Annotated in this window: 20 protein-coding genes and 1 pseudogene; 6 read left to right on the forward strand and 15 right to left on the reverse strand. The window is 43.5% G+C overall.

Going from position 1 to position 21,205, the window contains the following annotated elements; all coding sequences use genetic code 11:
- Positions 1–201 precede the first annotated feature (201 nt).
- Positions 202–525 (reverse strand): hypothetical protein, encoded by a 324-nt coding sequence (locus FS373_RS30065; RefSeq protein WP_185977010.1) that lies wholly within the window; start codon positions 523–525, stop codon positions 202–204.
- Positions 526–999: 474 nt separating this feature from the next.
- On the opposite strand from FS373_RS30065, the pseudogene FS373_RS32650 reads away from it, so the two are divergent.
- A pseudogene (locus tag FS373_RS32650) lies at positions 1,000–1,181 on the forward strand (IS4 family transposase); the annotation flags it as partial.
- Between the two features lie 74 nt (positions 1,182–1,255).
- Entirely contained in the window at positions 1,256–1,966 is a 711-nt protein-coding gene (locus FS373_RS30070; protein WP_152831386.1) for an SDR family NAD(P)-dependent oxidoreductase, read from the forward strand.
- A gap of 36 nt (positions 1,967–2,002) precedes the next feature.
- On the opposite strand, the gene FS373_RS30075 is transcribed toward FS373_RS30070, so the two are convergent.
- Positions 2,003–2,518 carry a chemotaxis protein CheW gene (locus tag FS373_RS30075; RefSeq protein WP_152831388.1) on the reverse strand — a complete coding sequence of 172 codons (516 nt, stop codon included), beginning with the start codon at positions 2,516–2,518 and terminating at the stop codon, positions 2,003–2,005.
- Positions 2,519–2,903: 385 nt separating this feature from the next.
- On the reverse strand, positions 2,904–3,074 hold the full coding sequence (locus FS373_RS31735) for a hypothetical protein (RefSeq protein ID WP_185977009.1): 171 nt from the start codon (positions 3,072–3,074) through the stop codon (positions 2,904–2,906).
- 608 nt (positions 3,075–3,682) lie between these two features.
- Between FS373_RS31735 and FS373_RS30080 the strand changes: the two genes are divergently transcribed.
- Positions 3,683–3,904, forward strand: coding sequence for a hypothetical protein (locus tag FS373_RS30080; protein WP_144046050.1), 222 nt, complete (start codon positions 3,683–3,685; stop codon positions 3,902–3,904).
- A 44-nt stretch (positions 3,905–3,948) separates the two neighbouring features.
- A complete protein-coding gene (locus FS373_RS30085; protein ID WP_144046049.1) occupies positions 3,949–4,359 on the forward strand; it encodes a response regulator in 411 nt (136 codons plus the stop codon).
- 72 nt (positions 4,360–4,431) lie between these two features.
- Here FS373_RS30085 and FS373_RS30090 read toward each other — a convergent pair whose 3' ends face one another.
- Positions 4,432–5,628 carry a cation:proton antiporter gene (locus tag FS373_RS30090; protein ID WP_152831390.1) on the reverse strand — a complete coding sequence of 399 codons (1,197 nt, stop codon included), beginning with the start codon at positions 5,626–5,628 and terminating at the stop codon, positions 4,432–4,434.
- Between the two features lie 117 nt (positions 5,629–5,745).
- Here FS373_RS30090 and FS373_RS30095 point away from each other — a divergent pair, with 117 nt between their 5' ends.
- Positions 5,746–6,612, forward strand: a complete 867-nt coding sequence (locus FS373_RS30095) for a universal stress protein (protein ID WP_144046048.1) — start codon at positions 5,746–5,748, stop codon at positions 6,610–6,612.
- 46 nt (positions 6,613–6,658) lie between these two features.
- Here FS373_RS30095 and FS373_RS30100 read toward each other — a convergent pair whose 3' ends face one another.
- Both FS373_RS30100 and FS373_RS30105 read right to left on the reverse strand, forming a co-directional pair.
- Entirely contained in the window at positions 6,659–7,444 is a 786-nt protein-coding gene (locus tag FS373_RS30100; protein ID WP_144046047.1) for an oxidoreductase, read from the reverse strand.
- 73 nt (positions 7,445–7,517) lie between these two features.
- Positions 7,518–8,849 carry an aldehyde dehydrogenase family protein gene (locus FS373_RS30105; protein ID WP_144046046.1) on the reverse strand — a complete coding sequence of 444 codons (1,332 nt, stop codon included), beginning with the start codon at positions 8,847–8,849 and terminating at the stop codon, positions 7,518–7,520.
- A gap of 115 nt (positions 8,850–8,964) precedes the next feature.
- On the opposite strand from FS373_RS30105, the gene FS373_RS30110 reads away from it, so the two are divergent.
- Positions 8,965–9,321 (forward strand): winged helix-turn-helix transcriptional regulator, encoded by a 357-nt coding sequence (locus tag FS373_RS30110; protein WP_144046045.1) that lies wholly within the window; start codon positions 8,965–8,967, stop codon positions 9,319–9,321.
- A 172-nt stretch (positions 9,322–9,493) separates the two neighbouring features.
- On the opposite strand, the gene FS373_RS30115 is transcribed toward FS373_RS30110, so the two are convergent.
- The 9 genes from FS373_RS30115 to FS373_RS31745 form a co-directional block, all read right to left on the reverse strand.
- Positions 9,494–10,033 (reverse strand): isochorismatase family protein, encoded by a 540-nt coding sequence (locus FS373_RS30115; protein ID WP_144046044.1) that lies wholly within the window; start codon positions 10,031–10,033, stop codon positions 9,494–9,496.
- 93 nt (positions 10,034–10,126) lie between these two features.
- Positions 10,127–10,720, reverse strand: coding sequence for a thiol:disulfide interchange protein DsbA/DsbL (locus tag FS373_RS30120; protein WP_144048923.1), 594 nt, complete (start codon positions 10,718–10,720; stop codon positions 10,127–10,129).
- A gap of 168 nt (positions 10,721–10,888) precedes the next feature.
- Positions 10,889–11,764 carry an SDR family oxidoreductase gene (locus FS373_RS30125; RefSeq protein WP_152831391.1) on the reverse strand — a complete coding sequence of 292 codons (876 nt, stop codon included), beginning with the start codon at positions 11,762–11,764 and terminating at the stop codon, positions 10,889–10,891.
- 66 nt (positions 11,765–11,830) lie between these two features.
- Complete coding sequence (locus FS373_RS30130; RefSeq protein WP_144046042.1) at positions 11,831–13,036, reverse strand: HD-GYP domain-containing protein; 1,206 nt, start codon at positions 13,034–13,036, stop codon at positions 11,831–11,833.
- A 723-nt stretch (positions 13,037–13,759) separates the two neighbouring features.
- On the reverse strand, positions 13,760–14,275 hold the full coding sequence (locus FS373_RS30135; protein WP_144046041.1) for a DUF2919 domain-containing protein: 516 nt from the start codon (positions 14,273–14,275) through the stop codon (positions 13,760–13,762).
- A gap of 130 nt (positions 14,276–14,405) precedes the next feature.
- A complete protein-coding gene (gene ligA, locus FS373_RS30140) occupies positions 14,406–16,442 on the reverse strand; it encodes an NAD-dependent DNA ligase LigA (RefSeq protein WP_152831395.1) in 2,037 nt (678 codons plus the stop codon).
- 241 nt (positions 16,443–16,683) lie between these two features.
- Positions 16,684–18,258: an EAL domain-containing protein gene (locus FS373_RS30145; protein ID WP_144046040.1), complete on the reverse strand. Its 1,575-nt coding sequence runs from the start codon at positions 18,256–18,258 to the stop codon at positions 16,684–16,686.
- A 629-nt stretch (positions 18,259–18,887) separates the two neighbouring features.
- Positions 18,888–19,058, reverse strand: coding sequence for a group II intron maturase-specific domain-containing protein (locus tag FS373_RS32830; protein WP_416221778.1), 171 nt, complete (start codon positions 19,056–19,058; stop codon positions 18,888–18,890).
- 149 nt (positions 19,059–19,207) lie between these two features.
- Positions 19,208–21,205, reverse strand: a 1,998-nt coding sequence (locus tag FS373_RS31745; RefSeq protein WP_227993406.1) for a hypothetical protein, incomplete at its 5' end; no start/stop codon positions are given.

Raw genomic sequence — 21,205 nt, forward strand, 5'->3', positions numbered from 1 at the left:
AAGAGGAGTGATTGAAACACTTAGCCGACTTGAAAACACTGACAGTATTGAACACTAAAATTATGCCATATATGTCTAAGTTAGTCTTCTAAGCTAAGAGGGGAAATACAGTTTGGCTAAAAATAGTGAACGAAGTGAACACAAGCAACTGTATTTATTCCCGCTTAACCGCCTTGCTATACATAATTAATAACCAAACAGTTAAAAACGCTCATATTGCTTTGATGTAATGGATACAACTCTATTATTTTCAATGGTTACAACAACAAGGTAGAAGCCCCCAATAGAGCCTTTTAGCTTATAAGTTAACACTTCCCGCTTTACTGAGTCACCATCTTGACCCTTGTCTATTGCTACTTTTTCAACATCTGCAGAAATTGGCGAACCTGCGAGCATTATGATTTCAGACTTACTTTTACCTATAGTTAACAGCTTGCCATTTTCTAGACGAAAACTGCTATTAGCAGTCGCTGCCAAAGAGAAAAACAAAGTAAATAAAAGTACTGATAAATTCAATTTTTTCATATAAAGGTACTCCATACCTAAAAATGTGTGTAGCGCCCTAATAATGGACAATAAATTTCTTACTAAAATGTTGAGGAACGAAAAAAAACATTCATTTCGTTTGATAATGCCGAATAAATTTAGCAAGTTCATCGCTACAGTTTAATATCATTTCATTACCCAAACTAGGTTTTTTAACCAAAGCCAACCTAAATACTCTTCTAAGGTTACAGGCGTTTCGTTTGGGCAGAATTCTTGACTCCTATAATGTTAGGAAACTAGCAAGCTAACATCCTAATTTAGTCACTAGAATAAGCGACGAAGGTTTAAAACCAAACTGCACTTTATTCATATTAAACAGAACCACCTTTGCCTTTGCCTTTCATACGTATACTGATCATTACTGTCTTTCTTTACGCCAAAAACAAACCAGATAACAACACCATCCGCGATACTAAAATACGACACGATTAACTCGCAGAACAATGCCCTCAAATTCATAAGGAACGCTTTAATTCTCTTATGGTTGCAACAGAGTCTCTGCTCGATGGTAATCAGCCGCCACTGACTCAGTAAGGCCGCAACATTTAAGGAGAAGTGAGGGCTAAACACAGCATCAAACGTATGATAGATGGTTGGGTAACACACATCTTATAACCGCTAGACTCGATATTTATAACAATATTTCAACTTTGTGAAAGTCCTAAAAAAAATGTATATTGCCAAAAACTAATGATAAAGGTCACCACTCATGTCCAAATTTGCGTTAATCACAGGAGCTAGTCGTGGTATTGGAAAAGCTATCTCTCACTACTTTGCTCAGCAAGGTTACTCGCTTATTTTAGTTTCCCGAAATAAGGACAACCTTAACCAGACAAAATTGGAGCTGGAATCACTGTATACAACAAACAATATAGAAACCATTACGGTAGATTTCAACAAGCCCACTGAAGTTGAATCAGCGATTAAATCCATTATAGCGCGCCACGACACGATTGATGTTTTGGTCAATAGTGCCGGTATTTTAATGGCTGGACACACCAACCTAACTCTCGATCAGCTTTCTGAGTTGATAAACGTAAACCTAGTCTCGACTATCACGACATGTAATTTGGTGGTCGAAAAAATGAAGTTACAAGGTTACGGTGAAGTCTATAACCTAGGTTCTACCTCTGGTTTAGAGCCCGTAGCAAAAATTGCGGCTTACTCAGCCACAAAAGCGGCTATCGTTAGCTATAGTCAATCTCTTTATCAGGAACTTCTTCCTGATAACATTCAAGTTTGCTGTTTATGTCCAAGTGTCGTAGATACTGATATGACTAATGATGGACGTATCGCGAATGACCTAAAAATTGAACCACAAGATCTGATAAAAGCCATCGATTTCGTCCGTAGCTTATCCTCAGGTGCCAGCATGCCAACGCTACCGATACGCTGCAAAGTTATTGATTTAGAAAAATAAAAAATCTAGACATGTTCAGCAACAATTCTCTCGAATTCAACATTTCAGAGTTTCGTAATCGACGAGGTCCACCAGTATTTTCTCAAGATCTATGATGAAAACAGGATCGATTCTCCCCATTCTCTCTACGTTCATAATGGTAGATATCCCGGTTAAGTATTTATCGGAGCGAACAACCTTAGATATCGATGAGATATCCCGTCTGGATATTTCAACGACTCTTAAAAACTCACCCACCTTAAATCCCTGAACACTGCCATTATACTCAGTGATGATCATATTATTTTCATGCTCACCAATGACATCCCTATACCCCATCAAACCTCTGAGGTCGATCGCCGAAATCGATATGCCACGTATACTCGTTTCAACGTTGATGCAGCGATGTGGCGTCTGCAGAGCTCTAAACAGAGGTTGCTTAACCACTTCTCTGACTTTTTGAGTATCTATGCCAAAAATTTGTGTCGCATTTAGCCTAAACAATAACAGTTCCAATTCATTCTCACGGACTGATTGAGTGCGATGAGCGAAAGAGTTAAGTACTTTTTCCATAATTAAACTCCAAATATAATAACGAGCCCTTTCGTTGAATATTTAAACTGAAAAACAAGATTAACGTAACTAGCCTTACGGACAGCTACACAACCAAGTAATTGAAACTTAAGTTAAAAACCCTACCCGCCCATTGCTAATCAATAACATACTGAGTCTATAGCTGGTTAAATGTTCTACTTGGCGATAAAACTAATCGAACAAGTCTATGTTTTATTCGAAACGAAGAAAGTGTTAGGGGTGTAAATGGTGAAATTCAGACAGCAGGTTCTGACTCAATTTATAATGAGCCAGCTTTAACAGGAGGAGTGATTGAAACCCTTAGCCAGCTTGAAAATACTGGCAGTGTTGAGAGAAGTGCTGTCGTTTACCCAAATGTTCACAGTCACTCGACATTCTCACTAGCTATATTTCTGACATTGAGGATTGCCCTAAGTGGGGTAAAACCCATGATAAAATATTCCTTCCAATCAGCCAAAGACTCCCAACCCTCAGCAGAATCCGAGTGCTTTTCGATCAATAATCTTACCTTAGCTCTCCAAATCAGATACTTCATCTTTCGCTCCTATTTTACAACCACCACAAACTAAATGAGATACAACTAATCATCTCCAAACCTGATTACTTCTATTTTAAAATGACTCGAAATCAAAAACCTCAACACCTTAAAAACCTATTCTTACTTACCTTTACCACTAGCTATATTACAAAATAATTTTACGTTAACAAGTAATATTTCTTAACTGACAACCTACTTGATCAATAATATTAAATTTGATGTCATCGGCCCTAACCAACATATTATTGACTTCATTCATCACTGTAAATACAACACCTATGAACTCTCCTTCGGCTTCATTCACAATGAAGCTATCCAGTTTCTCCTCACAAAACATTTTAGTGAAATAGATTTTCTCTCCAGAATAATCATTTAAAAATAACGTATTAAAGACCCATTCTAAATAGCAGTTAAAAACACCAAAAAACAACAAAGCAAACACCTACACGCTCAAATGAATCAAAACGTCACAATAAACTTTTGATTGACATCGCTTCCACTTAGGTATTAATTAATGTTCAAGATCTAATTTAGATTTTGTCATTTCAAATATACACACGATAAACAGATATACTGATTAATCTATTTATTGTTAAGGAGGTTTTATGGATGAAAATTCACGAGAGTCAGTATTTTGTTCAGCTTGCTTTCGTATCGTTCCCAATGGAAGACGTGTTTGCCTCAATTGCAGCGAACCTCTTCTACCAGATAAGGCAACGGCTAAACATAGAAAAACAAGAATGCAATGGTTGTTTAGGTTTGGTGTGGCCTTATTGATAACAGCTTTTTTATTCGATGAAGCGATGGTATTTTTCGGATTTTCATAGTTAACGTTCAGAATGTTGAAAAAAGTTATAAGAATAAGGAATTCATGATGAGAGTTTTGATTGCTGATGATGACCCCGTAGGTGTTGAAGTTAACAAAAGGCTCATATATTCTTATGTTAATTCTAATTCAATAGATAACATCTATATAAAAACAGTATCGAACGGGTATGAAGCTGTTGATAGTTTCAGGGAGTCACTCATAGCCGGAGAACCTTTTGATTTAATTATGCTAGATCGCGGAATGCCATACTTTAACGGAGAATATGCATTAAATAAAATACGTCAATTAGAGCAACGTTCTAGCTATAGAGTAAAGCCCTGCCATATCATTATCGTGACATCCAGAAGTCCAAGCGGGGATATTTTAACCATCAAAAACCATTGTGATTCATACCTTTTGAAACCCGTCTCAGTTCCAGCTATTTACAAAATACTCGCCACTAAAACTGAGTGAACATTCAGTTTTAGTGGCATTGGAGAACCCATGCTTATTTTCCCTCACTCGACTCGTACCTGTCTCCATTTGCTAATGATGAGCGTACTTTTTTAAACTCCACTTTAGCAGTAGCGGGCCAATGAGAGTCGTGACCGCTATGATCACCACTAATTCAGTAAACAGTTTGCTGTCGATAATCCCCATTTTCAGTCCCAACTCGGCAAACACTAAACCGACCTCCCCTCTGGGTACCATGGCACTGCCTACTACCGCTTTGGTCTGCCATTGCCCACCAGCTAGCCAACCCGCCAACAGTTTACTGACAATGGCCAGCAAAGATAACCACAGCAATAGTAAGATCCCGCTAGCACTGTAATCCAACTGACTTAAATCTAAACTGATACCAACATAAACAAAAAAGATCGGCGCAAACACGTCCACTAACGCTTTTGTTGATAATTCCATTTTGTGGGTAAAGGCAAAGGGGTTAACTAAGTAACGGTTAAAAGGCGAAACAAACTGCCGACTGAGTGCTAAACCGACAGCGAAGCCACCGAGTAGTGCAGGTGCGCCAAACAAGTGGGCAAGCCAAGCAAAAAAGCAGACTAAAATCATGGTAATGATGACTTCATAGCCGGAATTATCATCAACAGGTTTGAGAGCTCGTGCAAGATACAGCAGAGCCCGTGCAACTGGTGGTGTGAACAATAAAAACAACAGCACTTTGACTATAAGCAATATAGTACTGCCAGCATCGAGGCCCCCCTGGCTGGCAAAGTTAAATAATACACTGAGTAAAATCACACCCGCGATATCATCGATAACCGCTGCGCCTAAGATAATATTACCCACTGGAGTTTGGGCTTGTTGAGTTTGTGCTAACACGCGCAATGAAATACCTATGCTTGTGGCAGTTAATGCACAACCAAGATAGAGCGCGGTAAAGGTCGAATCAGTGAGATAGTAGGCACTGCTAAGGCCGATCACAATCACGGGGACAATGATCCCTAGCGCAGCAACACTCACTGCGCGGCTTCCTGCTAGATATAACCGTTTAATAGATGTTTCGCAGCCGATGGAAAATAACAGCAAGATCACCCCTAACTCGGCCAGTACAGCTAAGGTCGGGTGGGGGGCAATATAATTAAGCAATGTAGGTCCTAACAATAGGCCTGCGAGTATTTCACCCACCACTGCAGGTAGGCCAAAGCGTTCGAACAAACTTCCGAAAAGTTTACCGCAAAATAAGATCAAGCATAACGAGATAATAAACTGCTCTACCGCCATACATCCCTCGTAACCACAGCGAGAACTGAGTAAATACTGAGCGTTTTAATGATGAAGATCAAGGTGTAAATTACACCATTTGCTATGTTCAAATTAAGGTCAAGGAAGGAGTAGCTCATGGATAAATTATTTATCATTTCACAACGTAATCAGCAGCAAACCGATGCGATCAGTGCAGGGATTTTATTAGCCAATCAGTTGGGCTTACTTCCTGAAATTATGGCCTACAGCTATGAGTCCTTTAGTGGAGATGCTTACTATAATCCCCGCATCGCGGGCGCTGCGCGCGTGCAAATTTTGGCCGATGACAAAACACGAGTGCAGCTCCTGCTGGGTGAGCTCGATGCCAATGATGTCCCTTTTACCAATATCTGGTGTAAAACCTTGTCCGAACATGCCTGCGAACATGTTCATCCAGATGAGTATGCCATGATGCTTAAATCGATTCATGAGTCGGCACATTTTCTTCCTATGGATTGGCAACTTATCCGCCATACCAAGGTGCCACTCATGTTACTGAGTAATAACCCTCTCAATCGGACAAAGTCGATTTTGATGGCGGTAGACCTGGGGAGTAATAAGCCATCAAAGCAAGCACTCAATCAAGCTGTCATTACACAAGCACATAAACTTGCAGCCTCTACGGGTCATGACTTACATCTAGGTTTTGTGATCCGCTTACCTAAAATATTGCGGGATATGGATCTAGTGAACAGTCGTACCTTGATTAAAGATGCCTATCAACAACATCGACAAGTCATTGAGGAAATAGGCCTGGATAAAAACCATGTGCATATTATGGCTGGAGACGCTGACATGTGCCTTTTTGAATTAAGTTGCCGTTTAAAAGCGCAGTATTTAGTCATAGGTGCACGTCAACGCCAAGGTCTGCTTGGCCATGTAATAGGTAATACTGCCGAGTCAATTTTAGCTCGGATCCGTAGTAATGTGTTGGTGGTTCCTCATCATGATGAAAATCAATAAGGTAACTCGCGTGACTCATTATTTCGGTTAGTCACGCCTGTCCAGCTTACACCTCAAACAATACATCACTGCGGATAATGTATTTAACCCCTCCAGTAATCGCAACTGAGCTGTGTATACAGTGCAATGGATGCATACCATGAGGAAAACACAATATACTACCCGCAGGAGTTCGAACGTCGACATTTGCAACGGGATCTCCTGCTTTTGCAGGTCGACTTGTATCCCTGGCATTCACTAGAAAACGAGTAGCGCCGCCTTGAAAGTCTTCACTGAGCAGGATTAACAAGGTCATTTGACTATATCGGTCGGGGAAAGCGTCAGCAATAAGCTCATTATCTATGATCCGGCTACCTGGCCAAGAACCATCCGAGTGTGGTTTGAAAAAGTCATCTTGGCTATAACGATAGAACCGAAAACGGGCGTTTATGCCTAAAGCTTTGCTGCCGCCGAAAATCCCCTGCCTATCATCCATTAAATGAGCAATACGCTGCCAAATAGTGCCATCTGTTTTTTCGTCTACGATCCAAGTTAGGCTGTCGTTATGGCGTACACTGCGGGGCAAGGACACCGCAGCATCGGGCAGGAAGCCAAGTTGCTCACTGATGTTTATTAGTCTTTTGCATTCCGCTTTAGACAAGACGTTTAATAACTGAAATGCACCGGGTACTCGCGCTAACTCACGGCGCTCAATCTGGCCAATATCGACATCATGACTCAAATTTGCAGGGTTAGGCTCATGGTTACCCCAGGCTGGTAATGAGGGGTGCTCGGCTCCAGGTTCTAACGCCGCAACAAAAAAATTAGCGTTCGTGTCGTTATCTTGATTCATAGTTATCTCTTCTTGATAGTTCTTTAACTCACGTGACTGCGTGAAGCCAGTCCACTTGAATTGATGAGTGGCCTTATTTGCTGATAACGCGTACCTGAGAAAATTGTCGATGTCCCGCGGCGGTGCCATGAAAGCCAAAACCACTTTGCTTAGCACCTACCCAAGGCCCCTCCCCACCTGCACCTTGGTTAACTCCCACCATACCGGCTTCCATTTGTTCGGCAACGGCAGGGGCACCTGCGCCACCAAATACCGTCGCACCTAAGCCATATTGGCTAGCATTAGCACGCTCGATCGCCTCTGATATATGCTTATAACGACTAATCGCGACTATGGGGCCAAAGGTTTCGTCACGCTCTAAGCACATGTCAGGTGTGATATCGGCAACGACAGTTGGCTGTATAAAAGGCGGCTCATAGTCTGCAGTGCCTAACAGGAATCTAGCACCTTTAGCCTCTGCATCTTTAAGCTGATTAATGACACTTAGATGCTGTTTCTGATTCACAATAGGACCAATATTAACGTTGTTTTGGTCCCACGTGCCGACTCGATAACGACTGGCAAGCGCGACTACCTTTTGTTCAAACTCATCTGCTACGCGTGCATCGACATATACCCGCTCAGTTGAAGTGCACATCTGGCCTGCATTTTCGAACGAACTGGCTACGGCAAACTGCACCGCTTCATCAATATCTGCGCTGGCCATCACAATCATGGGATCGTTACCCCCTAGCTCCATGACTAGCCGTTTTAGCGATGACGCGGCGCTGGCCATTATGTGTTTTCCAGCCGCGAGCGAGCCTGTAAATGCCACCATATTGATATCGGCATTGACGAGCGACTTTCCGGTAACGGCATCACCATGAACAACTTGTAACACCCCTGCAGGCAATACCTCATTGAGTGTTTTGACAAAAAGATCCGCCACCAATGGCGTTTCTTCTGACGGTTTTAACACCACACTGTTACCCGCCATTAATGCCGGAAGCAGTAAATTATTTGCCATTGCTAGCGGATAATTCCAAGGTGAAATAACCGCGACTACACCTAAGGGGCGATATTGCAGTTCAACCCCATGTCCCTTCGGCTCAGGTGCAAGTGCATGTGCTATTTCTTGGCAAAAATAATCGCTATTTTGAATCGTACCACCGACCTCATAACTGGCTCTACGATAGTCTTTTCCCATCTCTTTACTGATCAAAAGCGTAAGCGCCTCTTGGACTTTAACTAGATGTTCATATGCCAAGGTCACTTTCTGTTGACGCTCGTTTAGGGACAAGGCAGCCCATGCCTTTTGGACATTCTTTGCTTGTTTAACCACAGCTGGTATTTTTTCAGCGGTTGTTATCGGCACTTCACCGAGTGCTATTCGATTGATTGGATCGTAAGAGACGAGCATTGACATCTATTGGCTTCCATATAACAAGTTATCATTGGTTGTTGTGTTACATTTTGCTAGAGTGGCGAATTAAAGCAACCAGTATACTTTTAGTAACCAGGCTGACTAGATTGGAATAAATATGGAAAACACTTTAAAAACAAAGAACAATATTAAAAAAATAAATCTAGAAAGTTGCGAAGAACCCTGCCTGATTGAGCGAGGTATGCGAATTTTAGGCGGAAAGTGGAAGGCTTCAATTCTCTGGCACCTGAAAGATGGACCTGTGCGTTTTAATGAATTATCTCGAATGCTAGGTGGTGCGAGTAAGAAAATGGTCGATCAGCGCCTTAAAGAATTAGAAAACCAAGGGCTAGTGATCAGAGAAGTGATCTGTACTCGACCGATTGCAGTCACCTATGAGATCACAGATTTTGGTCGTACCGCATTAGACATACTAGAAAAACTTAAAGATTGGACCGAAGAGAACAACCTCTAAAAACAATACGAGCGAGATAACGAATTCACGCTGCTTACAACGCTCTTAGATAAGGCCGGGCAATTGGGCAGATATAAGGCTACACCGCCCATATCACCAGTGACCACTGCGTTATACACTTTAGAAAAAATGGTGCACTTAGATGTCGAATTCGGGTATAAAGTTTACCTAACTACTTAATTAAACTGAGTATGTCTTTAAACTCGATTGCTCGACAATCCTTAACTAATTCATATAAGCACATTTCTACCCCCGAAACATCGACGCCTCGATTAACCAGCTTAGTTATTGCTAAATTTTTGTTGGCGAGCGTACGTGAAGAGATGCTGTCACAGACTAATTGCACTTTAAAACCTAATTGTTTCAGATGTAATGATGTTTGATAAACACAAATATGTGCTTCAATACCACAAACCAGCCATGTATCTACATTTGCAGTGCGCACCGCTTGCATAAATTGAGGCTCTTCGCAGGCGTCAAAGGTAAACTTGGGAATGGGATATTGGTCTGCCAACAAAGCACTCAGTTCATCGACCGTCGAACCCAGTTTATCTGGATTTTGTTCAAGCCATATTATCGGTAAACCAAGAACTTGTGCGCCTTTAATCAGCTTTGCACAATTTGAAACCAAAGCGTCACTATCATGAACTAACCGAGCCAATTTTCCTTGTATGTCGGTGATAATTAGACCAGTACTTTCTTTACTTAACATACCATTCTTCCTTAAGTCTGAACCTTATAACCCGCAATGATCGCTCAGCATAGGGGCTTTATAAGTGATTAGTAGGAAGCTACCTAGCCTCCGTTAGCTTTTATCAGCTCCTTCGAGTGCTGACAGGTATTTTACCAACTCGGCCAACTCTTCCGGCGTCCTGGATTTAGAACCAATGAGATATTTACCATTCACTAACAGTGAAGGTACCCCACGGATCCCCGCTAACTGGGCTTGAGTATCATAGTTAGAGATGGCTAACTTTGCATCGACCGAATTCATCGCTTTTTCCACTGCGTTTGCATCGGCGCCTTGCTTAACGAAGAAGTCCTTGAGCTGTTCGGGCCTAGTAAAAGGCCCCTCTTTCTCATGGATACGCTTAAAAAGATTGCCATGGACTTGGCGGGTCATCTTAAATTTCTGCGCAAGATAATAGGCCTCCTGACTTAAGATCCAGCTTGGACGCCCTGCACCTACGGGAGTTCGCTCAAAATCAATGGTATCGCCGAGAAGCTCAACCGTCTCCTCGAAAATGGGGTCTTGGCGATAACAGTGTGGACAGTTATAGGAGAAAAACTCCCGCACTATCGGTGATTTCGCCTCGGGGATCCCGCTCACTTGCACGTAATCCACGCCTTCAACAAAGTCTTTGGCTTCGACTCTGTCGCTTATAACTAAACTCGCCATAACGAAAAACAAGGCGGTAAATGACCACTTGATAGTACCCATTGTCTCTCCTACTCTTTATAAAATTTATGTACAAAATCCAACGAAAAACGCTATTTATAAAATCATTAATTGACTGCAACCATAGCCGATAGTTTGTCTAACACAAAAATATTCAACTAACCTAAGTTAGCACTTATTCAACATGTCTAAGGGGGAGTTATGGCGGTAATTAAAGCCTAATTCCTTGGTTATCTTACTGCCATCTATGATTTTTGCTACTTGAAGCTCTTCCCCAAAAATCGGCACCTCTAATGACAAGTGCTGAGCTGCTCGCGTATAAAAGTCTGCTCGACTGGGATGACCCGCTGCACATAGGTTATAGACAGGCGATAAAAGCTCACTAGACAACAAACAGGAAACGGCGCCGATACAATCATCGAGGTGCACTAAATTTACCGGCGCATCCGTTCCTGGCAGATCTTTCTTTCCGGCAAGGAAACGCCCAGGATGCCTAGCAGGGCCTATCAGCCCTGAGAATCTCAATACACAAGTAGGATAATCTTGTGAAAACAGGCTTTCGGCCTGAAGTAAAATTTCGCTTGATGGCGAGTGAGCCGCAGCATCACTCTCAGTCATTGGCTCTCCCGTAGCTGGGTATACCCCAGTGGTACTGATAAATATGACTTGCTGGTATACATGCTTGGCCATCAGCGACTTAAGAAACTTGAGTCGATTGAGATAAGCATGGGGAAGTTTTCTTATGGATGGGGGAATATTGATCACTAGCGCATCAGTATGCAAAGACCCTTGCAACTGTGATTGAAATTCAGATGTTAACTCTACATCGATCTGAGATAATTTATCAACTTCGAAACAGTGTCCATTAAACTCATGATTATCGAGATCTAAGCTAAAACCTCGGATACCATCACTTTGCAGTTTATTGGCAGCCTCACTCTCCCTCTTACTACCACTGACTTGGTAACCCAGTTTAACAAGGTGCTTAGCTAAAGGAAGACCGAACCAACCGCAACCGACAATACTCACTGTGTTAATCTTCAAGCTGTAACCCTATAGTTGAAATCGACTCATCACATCATAGAGTGAACGCAGTAGATTAACTAGTCGTTAGCTGGGAACACCACTGAAATAAAAACTAATCCCCATGTCGGCCTGCAGCGCTTTCATCGCACCTTCCGATAACTCCTCGATCTTTAACACTTTCTCGACTAATACATCTTCCTTAGTCAAAAATCGTAAGGCCGCTTCGCTGCCATCGGGTTTACAGGCCCAAACCTGAGGTTGCTTAACCTCTTTGGTGGTCATCATCACCTTACCCACAGATTGATCAGATAGCTCGACTATAGTGCCTGGCGGATATATTCCCAATATTTTAACCAATACGGCAATTAAAGCCTCGGAATGTTTACCGGCACGATTCTTAAACAGGTAACCTAAAGCAACTTGAGGGGAGCGAACATTTTCGGCCCAAAGCTGACTGTCATAATCATTCGCTAGGCTCACAACTTGAGTCACCATAGGTATCTTGTTGCCTTTGAGACCATCAGGATAACCTGTGCCATCGATAAACTCATGATGATGAAGCACTATATTCAGCACAGCTTGATCATATAGCCCGGATTTATTCAACATCTCATAGCCAAAGTTAGGGTGTTTTTTCAAAAAGTTGGTTTCATGCTCGGTCAAAGCCCCTTTCTTACGCCGTATAATATCCGGGACTTTTAATTTACCAATGTCGTGATACAAACAGCCTAAGGCGATATCTCGCATATCAGATTTCGACATATCCATCGCCTTGGCTATCATCAAGGCAACTACGGCGACTGAGATCCCATGCTGAGTCACACTAGCATCCGACTCTCCAGCACTCACCAAGGCTAAAAATGGCGTATCGATTTCTAGCATATGGTCCAGCATCTCTTCGACTAGTGTCACCGAACTTCGATAGGCGCCTTCGGGGTCACTGCCTGTTTTACTGAAAGCTGCCCGACTCTCATTCACACATTGAACAAATCTCTGTTGGCTGAGCCGAAGCGATTTACGTACAAGCGCCTTAAGGTCCACCTCTTTTACAACTTGTTTAACTTCTTCCTCGACAACTTCTTCTTCAATTTCTTCGGGCAGTAACTCTTGTCCTGACAACAAGATCACATAGGGAACTCCTAGGCTTTTAATCAGTTCTATTTGGGCTTCTTCTTTAATTTCGACACGATTAAACAGGAAAGGATGATTCTTCCACGAGAGAGGTAACTTAACAGTGAGCCCAATTTGTAACTTAGATAGGGGTAAGTGTATCTGTTCGGCTTTAGCCACCCAATAAAACTCCTTCGCAACGCCTTTCATAACCAAGTATTCCAGCTAAATGGTCATACTCCATTTTAGTTCAGACTAACAAGTTAAGTATAATACGGTTACCGAAAACCCACTGAACTTAATGACATAACTATAGAGCAATAACTAAAAACCTTAAGTAATAAATGAAAAATAATTGTAAAAAAATGAAGTAAATCACTGTCAGGTCCAACTTTCCCCCCCAAATTGAAGCTAATACTCACTAATCACACTGGATGACAAAGCTTTAACCTCCTATTACCTAGTAAACCACAGCTAATGCAATCTGCTAACACTTAAACAAAGAACAAGATTTTACATTAGCAGAGGAATCTCGAAGTTTAGCGACTTATAACCGCAAGAAATAACTTATAACAAATAAACCGAAGTCAGAACACTGTATACAATATTCTTTATGCTATAGTTGAGTCGTTCTTTAGGGACATGTGGACACCCCGATCACATCGACTTAAAGAGTGTTGCTGTCAATTGTCCTTAATGTCAGAGCTGTTATCGAGTCATGCTGTCGATAGATAATAGATTTGAAAAGGTATTTTGTTAACATTCCTGGATCGAAATACAATTTAGTAGTCTGTATTTCTACTCTTACTAAATAGTAAAAGTGAAAGATCTTTAGGCGCTGCACATGCAGCGCCATTTTTTTACTTGAATTTTAGTAGACTGATCGCAGTAAATAGACCGACTCTACTTATTGGAGGGCTTTTCCACTAATTCAGGCTTGTTTTCCTGCTCATCTTCATCCTTGTTCCAATCTGCAAAATAATGGGTTAAGCGCTTAGACTTAAACAGGTAGATCAGGCTCCAAAATAACAGCAAGCCATCCAGCCCGGTGCTCCAGCTATAGAGATAATGAGAGTTAATCGTTCGCTCGAATAGCAAGGCACCGTCTATAACCAGCAACAAGAGTAAGATCCACTTCAGTTGAGCAAACACAGGCATGAGCCAATGAGGTTTACGCTTTCGCTCGGCGATAACGACGCCATAAATGAGTAAGGCACCGAACCCAGCCACTAGCGCCATGATAAAATCTGACTTTTGCGGATAAAACATGGCTACCAGAGCCGCTCTATCGCTGGATTGCGTCAATGATGCGATAAAGATGCACCAACCCCGAGCGATAAATACCAGTATGAAATATAGATACAAGGGGGGCTTGATATGGCCCTTATCGTCGAGCCAGGTAATATTACTGAAGTTCACGCTTTGCCTATTATTGTTCTTTTAGAATATCCTAACACTGATATGGTGCCAAATGAGCCATTTTCAATGTCGGAAATAAAAAACGCCATCAGAGATGGCGTTTAAAACTAAGGATAAAAGCTAACTGACATTATTGCCCGGCGAGTAAGGCGAGTAAGCCCTCTTCGTCCAGTATCTTAATGCCTAAGTCCTGCGCCTTGGTCAGTTTAGAGCCTGCCGCTTCACCAGCAACTAAACAGTCTGTATTCTTAGACACACTCCCCGCTACTTTAGCGCCTAACGCCTGCAGCTGAGCCTTAGCATCGTTGCGATTAAGTTGCGTCAAGGTGCCGGTCAATACCCAGGTCTGTCCCTTCAGCGACAACGACTCTTCTGCGACTTCTTCGATAACGGGCCAGTTTACTCCAGCCTCGATAAGGCTATCGACGACCTCTAAGTTATGAGGCTGAGCGAAGAAGTGGGTCAAATGCTGAGCCACAATAGTGCCGACATCATCAACCTTGATAAACTCCTCAGCATTCGCCGCTTTAAGCTTGTCTAAACTCTTAAAGTAATTAGCTAAGTTAGCCGCGGTTGCTTCACCGACTTCCCGGATCCCCAGTGCATAGAGGAAACAAGAAAAAGTGGTCTTCTTGGCGACTTCGATGGCTGCAACCAGGTTAGTTGCCGATTTAAGCCCCATTCTATCAAGCATAGTGATCGCCGAAGCCGATAACTTAAACAGGTCGGCCGGGCTCTCCACTAATTCTTTATCGATAAGCTGCTCGACAACCTTGTCGCCCATGCCATCGATATCTAAGGCTTTACGAGAAGCAAAATGTTTGATGGCCTCTTTTCGCTGAGCTTCACAAAACAGACCACCGGTACAGCGTGCAACTGCCTCACCTTCGATACGCTCGACTAAACTGTCACACACGGGACATGTTTGAGGAAATTCAATCTCACTAGCATCATCGGGGCGCTTCTCGGCCACGATAGCCACAATCTGCGGGATCACATCGCCGGCGCGGCGAACGATCACAGTATCTTTAATTTTAACGCCCAATCTGGCAATCTCATCGGCATTATGCAGCGTCGCATTCGATACCGTCACTCCGCCGACAAAGATTGGTTTCAATCTGGCCACTGGTGTCACGGCGCCGGTGCGGCCAACCTGGAAATCCACACCTTCGAGTAAGGTCATCTCCTCTTGTGCCGGAAACTTAAACGCTGTGGCCCATCTTGGCGCCTTGGCAACGAAACCTAACTTGAGTTGCTGAGCAATATTGTCGACTTTAATCACCACGCCATCAATCTCATAGGCCAATGCACTGCGACGAGTCATGATATCTGTGTAATAAGCGATAACATCGCTGACGCTATCACATTGCTTCACCTCGGCGCTCACAGGGAAGCCCCAAGATTTAAGTTGCATCAACTGACCATAATGATGATCGGCCAATCCCCAAGTTTCAGGCTCAACCACACCTAGCGCATAGGCGTAAAAACCCAGTGAGCGGCTGGCGGTGATCTTGCTATCTAATTGGCGCAAACTGCCTGCTGCTGCGTTGCGCGGGTTGACGAATTCTTTCTCACCTTTTGCTCTGGCACGCTCATTCAACGAATCAAATGCTTGCTTAGGCATGATCACTTCACCGCGCACTTCCAAAAGCGGCGGAAAGTTATCACCGCGAAGCTTCATTGGAATAGAGCGTATGGTACGGACATTCTCGGTAATGTCTTCGCCGGTTTTACCATCACCTCGTGTCGCCGCCCGCTCGTAAACACCATCACGATATAAGATGCTAACTGCCAGCCCATCGAGTTTTGGCTCACAACAAAATGTCGGTGCAGTTTCAGTTTTGTCATTAATGCGATTATAGAAGGCTTCAAACTCTTCATCGCTAAAGACATTATCCAGGCTAAGCATAGGTTTAAGGTGCGTTATTTGATCGAACTTAGCCAGGGGAACACCCCCTACTCTCTGAGTCGGAGAGTCAGGAAAACAGTATTCAGGGTGCTCAGTTTCCAACGCTTTCAACTGCTTAAGTAGACGGTCATACTCTGCATCAGGAATGCTAGGGGCATCATCGACATAATAGCGATAGTTATGCCCGTTTAAGGTATCGGTAAGCTCGGCAATCTCTAGGGCGACAGCTTGGATATTGAGTGAAGTATCATTTTGCATAAGTAGGTCCGGATAAGCATGAGAAAGGCCGCAAAAGCGGCCTTTTTTACATGCGCACAATCAATAGGTTACAATAAATATCATGTAGTTACCTATAATTAATATAGCCACGTGTGGCAGATTATATCACGTGTTTGGGCGTAATGTGGCCAAAGGATTCTGTGCATAGGTCATTATTTGAATGATTAAAGTGACTCGCAAACGAATGGGTTCTGTCGCAAACTTAGATTAATCGTAGGCACTACCGACGGAGCTTCCTCACAATATTATCGGGCTTTGTCGCTTCTTGATAAAAGCAGATAAAGTCATCCAGCGGCATTGGTTTAGCAAAAAGATACCCTTGTTGCAGGTGCACTCCACGTTGAAGCAGTTCCAGGGCCTGCTTCTTTGTTTCAACCCCTTCAGCTATTAGGGGTAAATTGAGATGCCCTGCCATTAATATTTGCGCATCAAGCGCCGACGAAGCCTTATCAAAATGGAGAGTATCAACAAACATCTTATCGATCTTGATATAGTCGAAGTCAAACTCTTGAAGATACGAAATACCACCATAACCCGTTCCAGCGTCATCCAGTTTCAAGGTTAACCCTAATGCCTTTATGCGGGCAATTTGGATCTTCGCACTTGCGATATCATAAATGGGCTGCCGTTCGGTTATTTCCAGTGACAGACTCTGCACCTGCTCCCCTTGCGCAGCCATGGATTCAAGCGCGTCAAGCAAATGAGGATGCTCTAAATGCTCCGGCACAATATTGACACTGATTTTTAACTCTGGGTCCTGATTTAATATCCCGGATAAATTATCAAGCACCTGCCTTATCAGGCAAAGCGTGACAGGAGTGATCAATGAAGAGCTTTCGAGCTCGTCGATGAAGTAACCTGGGGAGATAATGCTGCCATCTTTCTTTACCCAGCGGATCAATGCCTCTGCTCCGTACATTTCACCCGAGTCCACATTAATAATTGGCTGATAGAAAGAGATGAGCTCTCCGCTCTGCAGGGCATTTTGTAACCTGTTCAACAAAGAGTTTTGTTTTTGTCGGTAACTTAATACGGCGAAAAAAATAGCCAGCCAGAACGCCAGCGCAACCATTCCAGCCCACCAGAGTGAACCGATTGACTTAATTAGTGTGTAGTTGTAATCCAGCTTCACTAATATGCTTAAAGGATAGCGCTCTGAGCGTATTTCAATACTCAGTAACGGGGAGCTAAAGTCACTGCCAAGTTCAATAATAGGGTAACCATTAAATAACTCGCCATACATATAGCGACACTCATTGCAGAAATTTTTGAAGAAAAACTTGCTATCGTCTATGTCTATTTTCATTGCATCAGTACGACCGTTCAGTTTGGTCCCCAAAAATAATCCAGTATGACTAACCCCTTCCAATTTATACTTAAACTCCCCCATACCAAGTTGCTCATGGTTATCCTCAAATTTAATCAATTGGTGAGACGACGTTTTCTGTTCTCCTATCGTAAGCAAGCCAAGGCTGGAGCAGTATTTATACTTAGGAAATGTATCGGGGTGGGAGATGATAAAACCGCTACCAGAGTTTTTCAGTTGAAAGTGCTTGAAGTCACTTAACTCCTCAGCTGAGCAGGTTTTTACCTCTATCTGAGAGAATTTCCTCATTATTAACAGTGCGCGGTCAAACTGAAACTCTAGGTAAGCAAGGCGCTGTGATAAATCGTTTTCCGCTTTGTCTTTGACCAGTGAATACGAATAAATCCAGGAAATACCTATACTGCTACAGGCCGTGAGTAGTAATAGTAGTGCTAATGGTTTCCATGTGAACAAGTTAAACCATCGCATTAAACAATTCTCCCATTGGTTTATTATAATCGCTGTATAGAGAAATAGTGATTCTGTCGCATTTTGAGTAGTCAGGGTTTATCATAGTCATTATTCCCTCCTCCAGCCGAGGTTTTACTGCAATTGCGTGTTAGCGTGAAAAAGATCACTCGGTAATGCTGTATCTCAATACCGTTATCGATTTAAAAATATAAGGGGCTGAACATTAGAGGATCACTCATAGATAAGTCTTGAATGTCCACATGAGCCTTATATAACTCCCTGCCATTCCGCTTTACAGCGGTATTGGGATTCGCTTATCTTGACGTCAAAAAAAGTTGATATTGCTCCAATTTACAATACGTATTATTAGCAATAAAAATAGAATTAAAATTAAAACTACATACCAACCTTCGACAGCGTAAAAATCGAGTAGGGTTAGGCGTTACCGCCTCATCCCTCTCACAGAACCGTACATACGGACCTCGTATACGGCTCCTGTAATCTTCTATTTCTTAGCAATAAGGAGCGAGACCCCTGTCATAACTTTGCCCACCTGATATAAGCCCATTTCCTCGAACCACTTATTTGGCATCGCATAATGCGCTAATAGGCTCCCGGCATTCCGGTAGGAAGGTCATTAGGATATTTTAAAACGGAGGCTTAAAACCTCGCAGCTTTAGTATGCGGTGAAGTTTTAACACTTTCTTCCACAACTTCAACTGAATAGCGCTTAGCCTTCGTCGTATCCAACCAGTTAACGGTTTCAGTATTTGGCTTATATTCGCTACCTTGAAGTAGTTTACAAATCCCCTGAGCACCGGATTATGACGCCCTTGCCATTCGAATAATCTTCCCCTCAGACGGGGCGATTCTGCCTTTTTTCAGGCAGACGGGTTTGCCTACTTCGCTGGACAAACACAAAATGCTCCCCTTCGGGGAGCAAAGGTTAAAGGCTAAACATTAAAAGCTAAGGAGCTGAAACGCACGAAGCGTAGAAGGGCCAACTCGGGGCATAATCGTGGACGCCTCCACTTCCACCCAAGGTAATGTAGTAGAATGTGTACCACGTCCCCGTACTTGACCAATAGCTGGACATGCCAGCAGGCCAACCATACCCAATATCCATACCACCTCTATCGCTATACAAACCCTCTAATTCAGCCAATGACGCCCTTCGCCAATCAGCCCTTCCATTGAAGTTCATATCGCTAAGATTCTTACACCAACGGTCATACTGACCGCTTACGCCTCCCACAGAGGTAGAGCTAGTGTTATCGCCACCAATCAATATCTGGTCAAAGCGCGCGAAAGACCCAACAAGCCCATAAGTTCCGTTCTCAATAATAATTTCAGCATAAGTTTTTCCACCATTGATATTCGCACTTCCCGCAGCTTCCTGGTATCCCAACGCATCCATTACGACTAAGCTGGGAGTGCTGGTGAAAAGCATTCCTGTTGCTCCGTCAGTAGCTACTTTTAGGCAGTCCCCGGCTGCGTTAGTCGGGTCATTGTCGTTAACCGCGCCGCACATTAAAAGCTCGAACTCGGTCACGATAATGGTTTTATCGGCGGTTTTATCCCACGCTGCAGAAGTGCCTGTAGATCGCACCGTAATGTCACCCACTGAATCCGCCGTTGTGCTCAGTACCCCAGTGTTGGTATCAATGGTGGCACCACTTCCTGATTGAGAGAAAATGGTCCAATTCACTTCGCTGCCATCTTGTGTGGCAACATACGTTGTGCTATCAGACAAAGTCGCCGTGGCAGTAAAGTCTATTGAGAAGCCTGCCACCACACTGTCGGTATTCGATGTGACTGCAACGGATGTGACTGTTGCATTGGTCACGGTAATGGTTTTATCGGCAGTGTCACTCCACGCAGTCGAGGTACCTGTAGCCCGCACCGTGATCTCGCCCACTGAATCCACTCCAGTGGTTAGCACTCCTGTGTTGGTATCGATGTTGGCACCACTTCCTGATTGATAGAAAATGGTCCAATTCACTTCGCTGCCATCTTGTATGGCAACATACGTTGTGTTATCGGACAAAGTCGCCGTGGCAGTAAAGGCTATTGAGAAGCCTGCCGCCACACTGTCGGTATTCGATGTGACTGCAACGGATGTGACTGTTGCATTGGTCACGGTAATCGTTTTATCGGCAGTGTCACTCCACGCAGTCGAGGTACCTGTAGCCCGCACCGTAATGTCACCCACTGAATCCACTCCAGTGGTTAGCACTCCTGTGTTGGTATCGATGTTGGCACCACTTCCTGATTGATAGAAAATGGTCCAATTCACTTCGCTGCCATCTTGTATGGCAACATACGTTGTGTTATCGGACAAAGTCGCCGTGGCAGTAAAGGCTATTGAGAAGCCTGCCGCCACACTGTCGGTATTCGATGTGACTACAACGGATGTGACTGTCGCATCGGTCACGGTAATGGTTTTATCGGCAGTGTCACTCCACGCAGTCGAGGTCCCCTTAACCTGCACTGTGATCTCACCCACTGAATCCACTCCAGTGGTTAGCACCCCAGTCTTAGTATCGATGGTCGCACCGGTTCCAGGTTGTGAGACGATAGTCCAGTCCTCTTCGCTACCATCCTCTAAGCCAGTATGGGTTGTGCCATCAGATAAGGTGGCTGTGGCAGTAAAGTCTATTGAGAAGCCTGCCGCCACACTGTCGATATCCGATGTAACCGCAACGGATGTGACTGTTGCATTGGTCACGGTAATCGTTTTATCGGCAGTGTCACTCCACGCAGTCGAGGTACCTGTAGCCCGCACCGTAATGTCACCCACTGAATCCACTCCAGTGGTTAGCACTCCTGTGTTGGCATCAATGGTGGCACCACTTCCTGATTGATAGAAAATGGTCCAATTCACTTCGCTGCCATCTTGTATGGCAACATACGTTGTGTTATCGGACAAAGTCGCCGTGGCAGTAAAGGCTATTGAGAAGCCTGC

It is taken from the genome of Shewanella sp. YLB-07, assembly GCF_009377275.1.